Origin of the sequence: Acidovorax temperans, assembly GCF_006716905.1 — a bacterium.
In the GTDB taxonomy this organism is placed as follows: domain Bacteria; phylum Pseudomonadota; class Gammaproteobacteria; order Burkholderiales; family Burkholderiaceae_C; genus Acidovorax; species Acidovorax temperans.
Map to the genome: position 1 here is coordinate 299,475 of NZ_VFPV01000003.1, position 15,121 is coordinate 314,595.

Annotated in this window: 12 protein-coding genes and 1 pseudogene; 11 read left to right on the forward strand and 2 right to left on the reverse strand. The window is 65.0% G+C overall.

Features of this window, described 5'->3' with window-relative positions; translation table 11 throughout:
• Window positions 1-89: 89 nt before the first annotated feature.
• Entirely contained in the window at window positions 90-2,714 is a 2,625-nt protein-coding gene (gene alaS / locus BDD18_RS16275; protein ID WP_066696041.1) for an alanine--tRNA ligase, read from the reverse strand.
• Window positions 2,715-2,963: 249 nt separating this feature from the next.
• On the opposite strand from alaS, the gene BDD18_RS16280 reads away from it, so the two are divergent.
• The 6 genes and pseudogenes from BDD18_RS16280 to BDD18_RS16305 all read left to right on the forward strand — a co-directional run bounded on the left by BDD18_RS16280 (window position 2,964) and on the right by BDD18_RS16305 (window position 8,360).
• Window positions 2,964-3,881: a dihydrodipicolinate synthase family protein gene (locus BDD18_RS16280; RefSeq protein ID WP_066696039.1), complete on the forward strand. Its 918-nt coding sequence runs from the start codon at window positions 2,964-2,966 to the stop codon at window positions 3,879-3,881.
• 37 nt (window positions 3,882-3,918) lie between these two features.
• Window positions 3,919-4,854: a 4-hydroxyproline epimerase gene (locus BDD18_RS16285; RefSeq protein WP_066696037.1), complete on the forward strand. Its 936-nt coding sequence runs from the start codon at window positions 3,919-3,921 to the stop codon at window positions 4,852-4,854.
• A 31-nt stretch (window positions 4,855-4,885) separates the two neighbouring features.
• On the forward strand, window positions 4,886-6,001 hold the full coding sequence (locus BDD18_RS16290) for an NAD(P)/FAD-dependent oxidoreductase (RefSeq protein WP_066696035.1): 1,116 nt from the start codon (window positions 4,886-4,888) through the stop codon (window positions 5,999-6,001).
• Between the two features lie 23 nt (window positions 6,002-6,024).
• The gene (locus BDD18_RS16295) at window positions 6,025-6,285 is read left to right on the forward strand and encodes a 2Fe-2S iron-sulfur cluster-binding protein (RefSeq protein WP_199737542.1); all 261 of its coding nucleotides are present in this window, start codon (window positions 6,025-6,027) and stop codon (window positions 6,283-6,285) included.
• A 20-nt stretch (window positions 6,286-6,305) separates the two neighbouring features.
• Window positions 6,306-7,658, forward strand: a pseudogene (locus BDD18_RS16300) (FAD-dependent oxidoreductase).
• A gap of 30 nt (window positions 7,659-7,688) precedes the next feature.
• Window positions 7,689-8,360: a GntR family transcriptional regulator gene (locus BDD18_RS16305; protein ID WP_066696018.1), complete on the forward strand. Its 672-nt coding sequence runs from the start codon at window positions 7,689-7,691 to the stop codon at window positions 8,358-8,360.
• Between the two features lie 123 nt (window positions 8,361-8,483).
• On the opposite strand, the gene BDD18_RS16310 is transcribed toward BDD18_RS16305, so the two are convergent.
• Window positions 8,484-9,401 carry a LysR family transcriptional regulator gene (locus BDD18_RS16310; protein WP_066696016.1) on the reverse strand — a complete coding sequence of 306 codons (918 nt, stop codon included), beginning with the start codon at window positions 9,399-9,401 and terminating at the stop codon, window positions 8,484-8,486.
• Window positions 9,402-9,599: 198 nt separating this feature from the next.
• Between BDD18_RS16310 and BDD18_RS16315 the strand changes: the two genes are divergently transcribed.
• The 5 genes from BDD18_RS16315 (at window position 9,600) to BDD18_RS16335 (ending at window position 15,112) form a co-directional block, all read left to right on the forward strand.
• Window positions 9,600-10,760, forward strand: a complete 1,161-nt coding sequence (locus BDD18_RS16315; protein ID WP_082758791.1) for an ABC transporter substrate-binding protein — start codon at window positions 9,600-9,602, stop codon at window positions 10,758-10,760.
• A gap of 85 nt (window positions 10,761-10,845) precedes the next feature.
• Window positions 10,846-11,883, forward strand: coding sequence for an ABC transporter ATP-binding protein (locus BDD18_RS16320; protein ID WP_066696011.1), 1,038 nt, complete (start codon window positions 10,846-10,848; stop codon window positions 11,881-11,883).
• The gene (locus BDD18_RS16325; protein WP_066696009.1) at window positions 11,880-12,818 is read left to right on the forward strand and encodes an ABC transporter permease; all 939 of its coding nucleotides are present in this window, start codon (window positions 11,880-11,882) and stop codon (window positions 12,816-12,818) included. The genes BDD18_RS16320 and BDD18_RS16325 overlap by 4 nt, the downstream gene beginning before the upstream one ends.
• Window positions 12,808-13,632, forward strand: coding sequence for an ABC transporter permease (locus BDD18_RS16330; protein WP_066696007.1), 825 nt, complete (start codon window positions 12,808-12,810; stop codon window positions 13,630-13,632). The genes BDD18_RS16325 and BDD18_RS16330 overlap by 11 nt, the downstream gene beginning before the upstream one ends.
• A gap of 67 nt (window positions 13,633-13,699) precedes the next feature.
• Window positions 13,700-15,112 (forward strand): gamma-aminobutyraldehyde dehydrogenase, encoded by a 1,413-nt coding sequence (locus BDD18_RS16335; RefSeq protein WP_420837336.1) that lies wholly within the window; start codon window positions 13,700-13,702, stop codon window positions 15,110-15,112.
• Window positions 15,113-15,121 lie beyond the last annotated feature (9 nt).

The following is a 15,121-nucleotide window of genomic DNA, read 5'->3' on the forward strand; positions in this document are numbered from 1 at the left end:
CAGATCAACAAAAAAGCCGCTTGCCCGTGCGGGGAAGCGGCTTTGTTGAGGAACACCGCTCAGCGCCGTGCCAGGGGCAAACGCCGTGGTTACACGCGCTCTGCCACCCAGGCTTGCACCGATGCCAGCGCGGCAGGAACCTTGCTGGCATCTGTACCGCCTGCCATGGCCATGTCGGGCTTGCCGCCGCCCTTGCCGCCCACTTGCTGGGCCACAAAGTTCACCAGCTCACCAGCCTTGACCTTGCCCACGCTGTCAGCCGTCACCCCAGCAGCCAGTTGCACCTTGTCACCGTCCACCGCGGCCAGCACGATGGCGGCGGTCTTGAGCTTGTCCTTGAGCTTGTCCATGGTGTCGCGCAGGGTCTTGGCGTCAGCGCCAGGCAGTGCCGCGGCCAGCACCTTCAGGCCCTTCACGTCCACAGCCTGGGTCAGCAACTCGTCGCCCTGGGCAGAAGCCAGCTTGCCCTTGAGGGCTGCCACTTCTTTTTCGAGCGTGCGGGCGTTTTCCAGCGCTTGCGCGATGCGGGCATTCAGCTCGGCCACGGGGGACTTGAGCGCGCCAGCAGCCTGGTTCACGGTGTCTTCCAGGCTTTGCAGGTAGGCCAGCGCGTTGGCACCCGTCACGGCCTCAATACGGCGCACACCAGCGGCCACGCCGCCTTCGGCCACCACCTTGAACAGGCCGATATCGCCCGTGCGCTGCACGTGGGTGCCGCCACACAGCTCGCGGCTGGTACCGATGTCGAGCACGCGCACGGTCTCGCCGTACTTTTCGCCAAACAGCATCATGGCGCCGGTCTTCTGGGCGGATTCGATGTCCATCACACGCGCATCGGTAGCGGTGTTGGCCAGAATTTCTTCGTTCACGCGGCGTTCAATCTCGCGGATCTCGGCGTCGGTGAGGGGAGCGTTGTGGGCAAAGTCAAAGCGGGTGCGGTCGGCATTCACCAGGCTGCCCTTTTGCTGCACATGGCTGCCCAGCACTTCGCGCAGAGCCTTGTGCATGATGTGCGTGACCGAGTGGTTGCGCATGGTGGCAGCACGCACGGCCGTGTTGACCTGGGCCTGCACGGTGTCGCCCACGTTCAGGGTGCCTTCTTCCAGCGTGCCGTGGTGGCCGAACACATCGGCCTTGATCTTGAGCGTGTCGCCCACCGCAAACCGGGCCGAGCCACTGGTGATGACGCCTTCGTCACCCACCTGGCCGCCGCTTTCGGCGTAGAACGGGGTCGTGTCCAGCACCACCACACCGTTTTGACCGGCTTTCAGGGCTGCAACGCTTACCCCATCTACGTAGAGTGCTACGATTTTTGCAGTTTCAGCCAGGTGCTCGTAGCCGGTGAAGCGGTTGGCGTCACCCGCATAGTCCAGCGCCTTGTCCATCTTGAACTTGCCGGCAGCGCGGGCCTGGGCCTTCTGCTTTTCCATGGCGGTCTTGAAGCCAGCCTCGTCCACTTCCACGTCGCGCTCGCGGCACACGTCGTTGGTCAAATCGAGCGGGAAGCCATAGGTGTCGTGCAGCTTGAAGGCCACTTCGCCGGGCAGCACCTTGGCACCGCCGTCCAGGGCCGCGTCCAGAATTTCCATACCGTTGGCCAGTGTCTCGAAGAAGCGCTCTTCTTCGGTCTTGAGCACGTCGGTGATGCGCTGCTCTTGCTCGCGAATGGCGGGATAGGCATCGCCCATCAGGCGCACCAGGTCGGCCACCAGCTTGTGGAAGAACGGGGTCTTCTTGCCCAGCTTGTAGCCATGGCGGATGGCGCGGCGCACGATACGGCGCTGCACGTAGCCTCGGCCCTCGTTGCTGGGGATCACGCCGTCGCTCACCAGAAAGGCGGTGGCGCGGATGTGGTCGGCAATCACGCGCAGGCTCTTGTTGTCCAGGTCGGTCACGCCGGTCTCACGGCCTGCGGCCTTGATGAGCTGGTCGAAGATGTCGATTTCGTAGTTGCTGTGCACGTGCTGCAAGATGGCAGCCAGGCGCTCCAGGCCCATGCCGGTGTCCACGCAGGGCGCAGGCAGCGGCACCACAGAGCCGTCTTCCTTCATGTCGAACTGCATGAACACGTTGTTCCAGATCTCGATGAAGCGGTCGCCGTCTTCTTCAGGACTGCCTGGAGGGCCGCCAGGAATTTCGGGGCCATGGTCGTAGAAGATTTCAGAGCAAGGGCCGCAAGGGCCGGTGTCGGCCATCATCCAGAAGTTGTCGGACTTGTAGCGACCGCCCTTGTTATCGCCAATGCGGATCACGCGCTCGGGCGGCAGGCCGATTTCCTTGGTCCAGATGTCATAGGCCTCGTCGTCTTCCTGGTACACCGTGGCCAGCAGGCGCTCGGGTGGCAGCTTGTAGACCTCGGTCAAAAGCTCCCAGGCCCACTTCAGCGATTCGCGCTTGAAGTAGTCGCCAAACGACCAGTTGCCCAGCATCTCAAAGAAAGTGTGGTGGCGTGCGGTGTAGCCCACGTTCTCCAGATCGTTGTGCTTGCCACCCGCACGCAGGCAGGCCTGCACAGACACCGCACGGTTGTACGAGCGCTTGTCGGTGCCCAGGAACACGTCCTTGAACTGCACCATGCCCGAGTTGGTGAACATCAGCGTGGGGTCGTTGCCGGGCACCAGGGGGCTCGACGGCACCACGGTGTGGCCCTTGGAGACGAAGAAGTCCAGGAAGGACTTGCGGATGTCAGCGACAGAAAAAGTGGGAGTGCTCATGGTGTTATGGAGTGGTTGCACGGAGCAGGCAGCCCGCAGGACCCGCGCCTGCGTGGCCTGTCGCTGCCCCTATGGGGACCAACCTTTCATTATAGGTTTGCGGTCTGCGGGTCCGTGGCTGGAGGGAGACAGGCCACGGGAGCGGTGTCATTTCAGGCAGAGCGAATCCTGAAAATCCGCTTGCAGACTTCAAATATCTTGTTAATATATTAACAACAGCAACCGACCAACGCACCCAAGGAGCACCCCGTGAACCCACAACCCCGCTGGCAAGGCATCTTTCCGGCCATCACCACCAAGTTCCACGCCGACGAATCCATCGACGCCGAGGGCACGGCCCGCCACATCGACTTTCAGATCCGTAACGGCATTCATGGCCTCGTCACCTGCGGCTCGCTGGGCGAGGCCAGCACGCTCAGCCTGGAAGAAAAGCTCCAGGTCGCCAAGATCGCGCTGGAAGCCACTGACGGCCGTGTGCCCGTGCTGGCCAATGTGTCCGAGACCAGCACCCGCGACGCCCTGCGCTACATCGATGGCGGCAACAAGCTCGGTGTGGCCGGGTACATGGTCATGCCCTCGGTGATCTACGTGGCCGACGCCCGCGAGGCCATGGCCAACGTGCGCGCCATGGCGGGCGCCGCCCAGCGCCCCTTGATGGTCTACAACAACCCCGTGGCCTACCGTGTGGACCTGAAACCCGAGCACATGGTCGAGCTGGCCGACTGCGAGTGGATCGCTGCCATCAAGGAAAGCACGGGCGACATCCGCCGCATCACCGACCTGCGCAATACCGTGGGCGACCGCTACCAGCTCTTCCTGGGCGTGGACGACCTGGCTTACGAAGGCCTGGCCCTGGGATGCGACGGCCTGCTGGCCGGCGTGGGCTGCGCCTTCCCGCGCGAAACCGTGGCGCTGTACGACCTGATGAAGGCGGGCAAATTTGCCGAGGCGCTGCCGCTGTACCAGTGGATGACGCCCATGCTGCACCTGGATGTATCGAACAAGCTGGTGCAAAACCTCAAGCTCATCGACGCGCTGGTGGGCGTGGGTACCGAACACATGCGCCGCCCCCGCCTGCCACTGGTGGGCGAGGAACGCGCGTTTGTGGAGAGCGTGGTGCGCAAGGCCCTGGCCACGCGCCCTACAAAATACCAGTCTGTGGCCTGAGACACTGAGCCCCCTGCCCCACCACTACCAGAGCATCATGCAACGCATCCACGTGATCGACTCCCACACGGGCGGCGAGCCGACCCGGCTTGTCATCGACGGTTTTCCAGACCTGGGCACCGGCACCATGGCCGAGCGGCGTGCGCTGCTGGCCGAGCGCCACGATGCCTGGCGGGCCGCCACCGTGCTGGAGCCGCGTGGCAGTGATGTGGTGGTGGGGGCCCTGCTCTGTGCGCCGCAAGACCCGGCCAGCGCAGCGGGCGTGATCTTCTTTAACAACAGCGGCTACCTGGGCATGTGTGGCCACGGCACCATCGGGCTGGTGGCATCACTGGCCTACCTGGGCCGCATCACGCCCGGCGAGCACCGCATCGAAACCCCGGTGGGCACCGTCACCACCACCCTGCACACCGATGGTTCGGTCAGCGTGCGCAACGTGCCGGCCTACCGCCTGCACCATCAGCTGGCGGTGGACGTGCCCGGCTATGGCCGCGTGGTGGGCGATGTGGCCTGGGGCGGCAACTGGTTCTTCCTGATCTCTGACCACGGCCAGCGTGTAGCCAGCGACAACCTGGAGGCGTTGATGGACTACAGCTGCGCCGTGCAGCAAGCCCTCAAAGGCCAGGGCATTCGGGGCGACAATGGCGGCGAGATTGACCACATCGAGCTGTTTGCCGACGATGACCAGGCCGACAGCCGTAACTATGTGCTGTGTCCCGGCAAAGCCTATGACCGCTCGCCCTGTGGCACGGGCACCAGCGCCAAGGTGGCCTGCCTGGCTGCCGACGGCAAGCTGGCACCGGGCGCCCCCTGGCGTCAGGCCAGCATCATCGGTAGCCAGTTCGAGGCCAGCTATACGCTGGAGGGCGACGGAAAAGTGATACCTACACTGCGCGGCCGCGCCCACGTGAGTGCCGAAGCCACGCTGCTGATCGAAGACAGCGACCCCTTTGGCTGGGGCATCCGGCTGTAATCCGCCGCTCGTCCCAAAACACACGCGCGCCATGCAACACACCGACGTTCTCGTCATTGGCGCCGGCATCGTGGGCGCCGCCTGCGCCCACGCCCTCGCACAGGCCGGGCTCTCGGTGCGTGTGATCGATGCGCGCCTCGGCGGCGCAACGGCGGCAGGCATGGGCCACCTGGTGGTGATGGACGACAACCCGGCTGAACTGGCGCTGAGCCAGACATCGCTGGACCTCTGGCACGCTTGGGCGCCCCACTTGGATGCGGGCTGCGCCTTCAGGGCCTGCGGCACGCTCTGGTTAGCCGCTAACGATGCCGAACTACAGGCCGCACATGACAAGCGCAGCACCCTGCAAGCGCACGGCATCGCCTGCGAGATGCTCGACGCGGCCGCATTGGCCCGTGCCGAACCCGCCCTGCGCACTGGCTTGGCGGGCGCGCTGAAGGTGCAGGGCGACAGCGTGGTCTATGCCCCGCGCGCAGCCCAGTGGCTGCTGGACCAGGCTGCAGCGCAAGGACACTTGATCTTTGAGCAGGCTGAAGCCACACACATCGACGGCCACACCGTCACCCTGCGCGATGGCAGCCAGCGCAGCGCGGGCGCCATCGTGCTGGCCAGTGGCATCCACGCCCCCCACCTGTGCCCCGGTCTGCCGCTGCGCCCAAAAAAGGGGCACCTCGTCATTACCGACCGCTACCCGGGCACCGTGCACCACCAATTGGTGGAGCTGGGCTACATCACCAGCGCCCACCACAGCGACGGCACCTCGGTGGCCTTCAACGTGCAGCCCCGGCCCACGGGGCAGTTGCTGATCGGCTCGTCGCGCGAGTTCGAAACCACCGACCCCGCCGTCAACAACGCCGTGATGGCGCGCATGCTGCAACGGGCACTCGACTACCTGCCGGGCCTGGCCGACCTCAACGCCATCCGCACCTGGACCGGCTTTCGCGCCGCCACGCAAGACAGCCTGCCGCTGATTGGCGCGCACCCCGAACACCCGCACCTGTGGCTGGCCGTGGGACATGAAGGACTGGGGGTGACCACCGCCCCGGCCACCGCGCAGTTGCTGGCGGCCCAGATCGCAGGGGGCACCCCGGCGATCGACCCCACGCCCTATGCACCTGCCCGCTTTGCGGGCCTGAGCACACCATGACCCCATCCAGAACACCCGCCCTGGTGCACATCGTGGTGAATGGCACACCCCTGCAGGTGCCCCCAGGGACCAGCGTCGCCGCCGCGCTGGCGCAGCAAACACCCGGCACCACACGCACCTCGGTCACCGGCGCGGCGCGGGCACCGCTGTGTGGCATGGGGGTGTGCCACGAATGCCGGGTCCGAATCCACGGCCGCACACGCCTGGCGTGCCAGACGGTCTGCACCGAGGGCATGTCGATTCACACCGATGTCGGCACAGCACCCGGGAGCGCCACGCCGTGAACCAGCCCGTGACCCCATCCATGAACGAGCAACACTCGACGCACGAGCGCTGCGACACCCTCATCATCGGCGCTGGCCCTGCAGGTTTGGCGGCCGCCCTCGCTGCCGCACCCAGCGGGGCAGCGATCACCATCGTAGACGACAACCCACAGCCCGGTGGGCAAATCTGGCGCGACGGCCCCCAGGTGGTCTTGCCCGCCCTGGCGCAACAGCACCGCGCGGCGCTGGCCCGGCACACCAACATCCGCCTGCTGCCGGGCACCCGCGTGGTGGGCCTGGGTGATTTCCAACCCAGCGACAAGGCCCCTACCCTGCTGCTGGAAGACGCAGACCGGGGCTGGACCCAGCACAGCCACCGCATCATCCTGTGCACCGGAGCCCGCGAGCTGCTGCTGCCCTTTCCGGGCTGGACGTTGCCCGGTGTGACGGGCGCGGGCGCCTTGCAGGCCCTCATCAAGGTGGGGCTCGACGTGCGCGGCCAGCGCATCGTCATCGCAGGCACAGGCCCGCTGCTGCTGGCCGCTGCGGCCACCGCCACCCAAGCGGGCGCCACGGTGGTGCGCGTGGCCGAACAAGCGCCTTGGAGCGCGCTCGCAGGCTTTGCGATGCAACTGCCGCGCTGGCCCACCAAGGCGGTACAGGCGCTCTCGTTGCTCAACACCCGCTGGCGTGCCAACAGCCATGTGCTGGAGGTACAGGGCACCACCCAGGTGCAAGCCGTGCGGCTGCGCAAAGGTCCACACACCGAAGAAACCATTGCCTGCGACCGCGTGGCCTGCGGGTTCGGGCTGGTGCCCAATACCCACCTGGGGCAGATGCTGGGCTGCGCGCTGGGCGGGCCGCTGAGCGGCGGCCAGGGCCTGGCCGTGGATGCACTGATGCGCACCAGCGTGCCCGGTGTGTTCGCCGCGGGTGAAGCCACCGGCTTTGGCGGCAGCGAACGTGCACTGGTTCAGGGCGCCATGGCAGGCCATGCAGCGGCCGGACAGGTGCAACAGGCATAGGCGCTGCGCCCACAACTGGCCCGCTGGGAGGACTTTGCGCAGGCGCTACAGGCTTCTTTTCCGTTGAACGAAACACTCAAAACCCTGGCGCAGCCCGACACCCTGGTGTGCCGCTGCGAAGACGTGCCCTACGCCGGGTTGACGGAGCGCGAGGGCTGGATAGACGCCAAGCTGCACACCCGCTGCGGCATGGGCGCCTGCCAGGGCCGCATCTGCGGCGCGGCCACGCAGCACCTGTTTGGCTGGACCTCCGCGCCCCCACGGCATCTGCTGGCGCCAACACGCATCGGCACGCTGGCGGCCGCTGCAGCGGCGCCTCCCGCCGGCCAAGGTAATGAAGGGCCCAAAGCTAAGCCCGCTGTGACCTAAGATGCCGGCACTCCCGCCTGACTGAGCACGATGACAACGACTCCCGCACCCCAGCCAGACCCCGCGCCCAAGCGGCGCGCGGCGGACGTGGCCTATGACGCCATCGAGGCCATGATCTCCACGCTGCAACTGCAACCGGGCAGCCCCGTGGTGGAGGCCGAGATCGCCGAAAGCACAGGCCTGGGCCGCACGCCGGTGCGCGAGGCCCTGCTGCGCATGGTGTCGATTGGGCTCATCGTGCAGCAGCCGCGCCGGGGTTTGCAGGTGTCCAACATCGACCTGGCCGACCACCTGGACGTGATCCAGACCCGCCGCGTGCTGGAGCGGCTGCTGGCCTCCAACGCCGCGCGCCGCGCCACCGCGCCGCAGCGCCAGGCCATCGTGCGTTGTGCCGAGAACATGGTGGAAGCCGCAGCACGCGGTCACCTGGACGACTACATGCTGGCCGACCATGAGCTGGACCTCGTCATCCACCAGGCCAGCCAGAACCACTCGGCCGTCAAATGCGTGCAGCCGCTCATCGTGCAGTGCCGCCGCTTCTGGTATGCCTACCAGCACGAGGGCGAAGTGTCCGAAGGCGCCCGCGCTCACCTCCAGCTGGCCCAGGGCATTGCCTCGGGCGACGAAGCCCAGGCCATGGCCGGGGCTGAGCAGCTGATGGAGTACCTGGAGCGGTTTGCGCGACGCATCATCGACCGCTGAGCCAGTTTCCATCCCTCCGTGGGCACAAGGTACCCACAGAGCATTTTTGCTATTATTGTTATAGCAATGAACCGTTTACCAATGGGCGGAAGATGTATTTCAGCTGCCGCACCGCCCTGCTCCTCAACGCCCACGGTGGCTGCGCGACTGCTCACGCGCCAATGCAATGAATTCGGTCACCACCGGACGACTGCGTGAGCCCCTGCGCCAAACCAGGCCGACATCGATGATGGGAGACGCGTCACGCAGGCTGCGTGCCTCCACATGCTCGGCGTCCAGGGTCCAGGGCCGGTAAAGAAAATCCGGCAGCAGGGCAATGCCCGCGCCAATACCCACCAAAGACCGGACTGCCTCCAGCGAACTGCTTCGCATCAGCACAGGCGGGCGCAGGCCATGGCGCGACCACAGCGCGTTCATCACGTTCTCCACCCGGTCTGCCTCCAGTACGACCTGGGGATAGGCAGCACATTCGTGCAAGGTCAGCTCGGTCTTCTCTGCCAGGGCATGGCCTGAAGCCATCCACACCCGATTGGGCGAGCGGGTCAGCGCCTCTACCTCCAGCGCTTGCGGCTCGCCCAGTGCGTTGGACACCATGATGGCCAGGTCCACCTCACCGTTGATGAGCAGATGCTCCAGAAACTGCGGCGCGTCCTCCACCACCGAGATCGTGACCGAAGGGTGCGAGCGCTGAAACCGCGCAAACAGTTCCGCAAGGTAGTAACCGGCCACCAAACTCGTGACCCCTACGGTCAGATTGCCCGACAGTGTCTCGGGCTTACCACGCTCTAGCTGCCCCGCCTCTGCCACCGCAGCAATCACCTTGCGCGCACTGACCTGAAAGCGGTGCCCATCCTGGGTCAGCACCATCCCCTTTGCGGTGCGTTCAAAAAGCTTCACCCCGAGGGAGTCTTCCAGCTCCTGAATGCTTTTGGTGACAGCCGATTGCGCGATGTTGATCATCCGCGCTGCGGCCGCCACAGAGGCCGTTTCGGACACAGCGAGGAAGTAACGGAACTGTTTGAGCGTGATGTGGCGCTGCATTTTGGTGCAAAAAATCAGAGGGTTAACCCTTGATATCTACTTTATAGATAGATAGGACTCCGAATATTGAACTAGTCAGTGAGCGGGGGTCAAGCCACCATTCACTGGCTTTCGCATGAACCAGGGTCACCAGGGTGAGCCCGCGAAGGCCCGCCCAGCCCGACTGGAATCCGATCAACCTGAACGTGTGGAGATGACATGAAGCTACTGAAGTACGCGGCGATCACCGCCGGATTGCTGGCCATGGCCGGCGCCAGCCAAGCCCAAAAAATGGTGCAAAAAGTCGGCAAGGGCGAAGGCCAGGTCGACATCGTGGCCTGGGCCGGGTACATCGAGCGCGGTGCCACATCCAATGACTTTGACTGGGTGACAGGCTTCGAGAAAGCCACGGGCTGCAAGGTCAACGTCAAGACCGCGGGCACCTCCGACGAGATGGTGGCCCTCATGAACGAAGGCGGCTTCGACCTCGTGACCGCCTCTGGCGACGCCAGCACACGCCTGATCCGTGGCAAGAAGGTTCAGCCGATCAACGTGGGCCTGATCCCCAGCTACAAGAACATCGATCCCCGCCTGCAGAAGGCACCCTGGCACTACGAGGGCAACACCCACTACGGGGTGCCCTACCAGTGGGGCTGGAACGTGCTGATGTACAACACCAAGGTCTTTGGTGACAAGAAGCCCACCAGCTGGAGCGTTGTGTTCGAAGAGCAAACCCTGCCCGACGGAAAAAGCAACAAGGGCCGCGTGCAAGCCTTTGACGGCCCGATCTACATCGCCGATGCCGCGCTCTACCTGATGAAGAAGAACCCGGCACTGGGCATCCAGGATCCCTACGAACTGAACGAGACCCAGTACAAGGCAGCGCTGGAGTTGCTGCGTGGCCAACGCAAGATCGTGGGCAAGTATTGGCACGACGCCTTCGTGCAGATCGACGACTTCACCAACGAGGGTGTGGTGGCCTCCGGAAGCTGGCAGTTCCAGGCCAACATCCTGGGCTCCAAGAAGGCTCCGATCGCCACCGTGGTACCGGTCGAAGGCGCTTCAGGCTGGGCCGACTCCACCATGATGCACGCCGATGCCAAGCACCCCAACTGTGCTTACATGTGGCTGGAACACTCGCTCAACCCCAAGCTGCAAGGCGACCTCTCGGCCTGGTTCGGCTCGGTCCCTGCCGTGCCTGCCGCCTGCAAGGGCAACAAGCTGCTGGGTGACGATGGCTGCGCGCGCCAGGGCTACAACGACTTCGAGCGCATTTCCTTCTGGAAGACCCCCACCACCCAGTGCAAGACGCAGAACAACCAGTGCGTGCCGTACCACAAGTGGGCATCTGACTACATCGCCATCCTGGGCGGCCGCTGATCAGAGCTTGCCCGCCTGAGCGGGCTGGCGCCAAGGCGCTCCAGCCCGCTTCTCCCCATCCTCTCTCGTGAAAGAGTGTGAACCGATGACTTCGGCTGTGAGTTTGCGCGACGTGTCGTGCGTTTTCCGTTCTGCGGGCAAGACCGTGAACGCGGTGGCCGGTGTGGATCTGGAGGTCCGCCCTGGTGAGTTCTTCACCTTGCTCGGCCCCTCGGGCTCGGGCAAGACCACGTGCCTGCGAATGATTGGCGGCTTCACTTTGCCCACCAGCGGCACCATCGCCATCCACGGCCAGGACGTGAGCCTGCTTCCGCCCTATGCACGCCCGGTTAACACCGTGTTCCAGGACTACGCACTCTTCCCGCACATGACCATCCTGGAGAACGTGGCTTACAGCCTCATGGTGCGTGGCGTAGACAGCACCACGCGCGAAAAGAAAGCCCAGCAATTGCTGGAGACCGTGCAGCTGCCAGAGGTTGGCCAGCGCAAGCCGCCTCAACTGTCGGGCGGCCAACGCCAGCGCGTGGCACTGGCCCGTGCGCTGATCAGCGAGCCCCAGGTGCTGCTGCTCGACGAGCCCCTTGGCGCGCTGGACCTCAAGCTGCGCGAGCAAATGCAGAGCGAACTCAAGAGCCTGCAGCGCAAGCTGGGCATCACCTTCATTTTCGTCACGCACGATCAACACGAAGCCCTGTCCATGAGTGACCGCATCGGCGTCTTCAACAAGGGCCGCCTGGAGCAGGTGGCCACGCCGGCCGAGCTTTACAACCGCCCAGCCACGCGCTTCGTGGCCGAATTCGTCGGTGCCGCCAACGTGCTGCAGGGCGGCGACGCCCGCCGGTACGCCCCGGCCGAGGCGTTGATGATCCGCCCCGAGCAGATCGACCTGGAACTCGGCCCGCAAGCAGGCAACGGCGCTCCGCGCACGCGTGGCACTGTGCGCGAGGTGCAGTTTTTCGGCTCCTTCTGGCGCGTGCAGGTGCAGCCCGACCAGGGCGGAGCCACGTTGCTGGTGGACCTGCCCGTGCAGGGCAGCACCGTGACACCCGAACCCGGCGCCAGCGCCCAGCTTTACTGGAGCGACACGGCCATGCACGTCATCGAAACGGCCACGCAAGCATGAACGCAGCCGTCATTTCCGCACGCGACAGTCTGGCCGATCAGCTGTCCACGCTGATCTATACGCGCCGAGGGCTGCTTTTGGGCCTGTTGCTGGCGCCCCCGCTGCTGTGGTTCGGGGTCATCTACCTGGGTTCGCTGTTCAGCCTCCTGGCCAACAGCGTCTTTCGCCTGGACGACTTCACCGGCCAGGTGGTGCGCGAGATCGGGTTCAGCAACTTCGTCGAGATCTTTACGCCCACCAACCTGGATGTGGCCCTGCGCAGCAGTGTGATGGCCATCCTCGTCACTGTGGCCTGCGTGGTGCTGGGCTTTCCCATCGCCTATTACATGGCCCGCTACGCGCGCGGTCCGCAAAAGGCCCTGCTCTATGTGGCCGTGATGCTGCCCTTGTGGTCCAGCTACCTGGTGCGCCTGTACGCCTGGAAGCTGCTGCTGGCCAAGGAAGGTGCCATCTCCTGGCTGCTGCACGCGCTGCATCTGGAGGGCCTGCTCGATGGCCTGCTGTCGTTGCCCGTCGTGGGCGGCAGCTCGCTGAGCTTCTCCCCCATGGGCACCTTCATTGTCTTCGTCTACATGTGGCTGCCCTTCATGATCCTGCCGATCATGGCGGCGATTGAGCGCATCCCAGGTTCGTACCTGGAGGCCTCGGCCGATCTGGGCGCGAGCCCGGCCCAGACCTTCCGCCAGGTGATCTTCCCGCTGGCCATGCCGGGCATCGCTGCGGGTTCCATCTTCTCTTTCTCGCTGACCCTGGGCGACTACATCATTCCTCAGGTCATCGGCAACTCCACGCTTTACATCGGCCAGGTGGTCTATCGCCAACAAGGCGTAGCGGGCAATCTGCCTTTTGCGGCGGCCTTCTCGCTGGTGCCCATCGTGATCATCGGCCTTTACCTCTGGCTGGCCAAGCGCAAGGGAGCTTTCGATGCGCTCTGACAAGAAATTTTCCAAGCCGCAGCGCGGCGCCTCGCTTGGGCTCAAGCTGGCCACCTGGACGGGCGTGCTCTTCTTGCACATCCCGCTGGCGTTGATCGCCCTGTACGCCTTCAGCAGCGAAGACAAGAGCTATGTTTTCCCGCCGCCGGGCCTGACCACGCAGTGGTTCGGTGTCGCCCTGGAGCGCCAGGATGTGTGGGACGCCATGAAGCTGTCCTTCCAGGTCGCGCTCTGGGCCACGGGCATCGCCATGGTGCTGGGCACGCTGGCGGCGGGCGCTCTGGCCCGCACGCAGTTCTTTGGCCGCGACGCCGTCAACCTCCTGCTCATCCTGCCCATCGCCCTGCCTGGCGTGATCACAGGTATCGCACTGCGTTCGTCCTACCACGCGATGGAGATCCCGTTCAGCTTCTGGACCATCGTGATCGGCCACGCCACCTTCTGCGTGGTGGTGGTCTACAACAACGCGGTGGCTCGGCTGCGCCGCATCAGCCCGGCGCTGATCGAGGCCTCCATGGACCTGGGCGCCAACGCCTTCCAGACCTTCCGCTACGTGCTCTTGCCCCAACTGGGCTCGGCCCTGCTGGCCGGTGGCCTGCTGGCCTTTGCGCTGAGTTTCGACGAGGTCATCGTCACCACCTTCACTGCTGGCCAGCAAACCACGCTGCCGATCTGGATGCTGCAGGAGCTGATCCGCCCACGCCAGCGCCCTGTGACCAATGTGGTGGCCGTGATCATGATCGCGCTCACTTTCATCCCCATCGTGCTGGCTTACTGGCTGACCCGCGCCGACGAAGACAGCCACAACCGCTGAACCCAATTTTTTAGGAGACCTGACCATGGGACACCCGTCTGAACCCACCCTGCAGTTCCCTACCGAGTTGCTGATCGACCAGCAGCTGGTACGCGGTGAAGGCGCCGAGGAACCCGTCCTCAACCCCGCCACCGGCGAGACCCTGTGCTCCGTGCGCGAGGCCTCGGCCGAACAGGTGGCACGCGCCGTCTCGGCCGCCAGTCGCGCCTGGGAATCCTGGTCGCAGACCACTCCGGCTGAACGCGCCAACCTGCTGCTCAAGCTGGCAGATGCGGTGGAGGCCAACGCGGAACAGTTCGCACGCCTGGAGTCGCTGAACTGCGGCAAACCCTACGCACGAGCCCTCGGTGACGAGATACCGGCCATTGCCGATTGCTTCCGTTACTTCGCCGGTGCGGCACGCTGCATGAGCGGCACCATCGCCGGTGAATACCTGGCCGGTCACACCAGCATGATCCGGCGCGACCCCATTGGCGTTGTCGCTTCGATCGCCCCCTGGAACTACCCGCTGATGATGGCGGCCTGGAAGGCAGCTCCAGCCCTCGCAGCCGGCAATACGGTGGTGCTCAAGCCCAGCGAACAGACGCCGCTGACCGCCCTGCTCTTCGGCCGCCTGGCAGCCGACATCCTGCCCAAGGGGGTGCTCAACGTGATCTGCGGTCGCGGCGCCAGCGTGGGCCAGCCTCTGGTGGAACACCCGCAGGTGCGCATGGTCTCGGTCACAGGTGACGTCTCCACCGGCCGCAAGATCCTGCAGGCGGCCTCGGGCACACTCAAGCGCACCCATCTGGAACTCGGCGGCAAGGCCCCGGTGATCGTCTTTGACGACGCGAACCTCGAGGAGGTAGTGGCCGGTGTGCGCACCTTCGGCTACTACAACGCCGGTCAGGACTGCACGGCAGCCTGCCGCATCTACGCCGGCCCCAAGATCTACGACAAGCTGGTCGCCGAACTGAGCGCCGCCGTGGCCACACTGAAGATGGGCACGCAGGACGAGGACGGCGTGGAGCTGGGCCCACTGATCTCCGACCGCCAGCGCAACCGCGTGGCCAGCTTCGTGGAACGCGCGCAGATGACCGGCCATATGGAAGTCACGACCGGCGGCAAGCTGCGCCAGGGCAATGGCTTCTTCTACGAACCCACGGTGATCGCAGGCGCCAGGAAGGACGACGAGATCGTGCGCCGCGAGGTCTTTGGCCCCGTGGTCTCTGTCACCCGCTTCTCCGATGCCGAACAGGTCATTGGCTGGGCCAATGATTCGGACTATGGCCTGGCTTCCAGCGTCTGGACGCAGGACGTCAGCAAGGCCATGCGCGTGGCCAAACAGCTGCAGTACGGCTGCACCTGGATCAACACGCACTTCATGCTGGTCAATGAAATGCCGCACGGCGGGCTCAAGTCCTCGGGCTACGGCAAGGACATGTCCATGTATGCGCTGGAGGACTACACAGTCCCGCGCCACGTCATGGTCAAGCTGTGAATTGGGGAT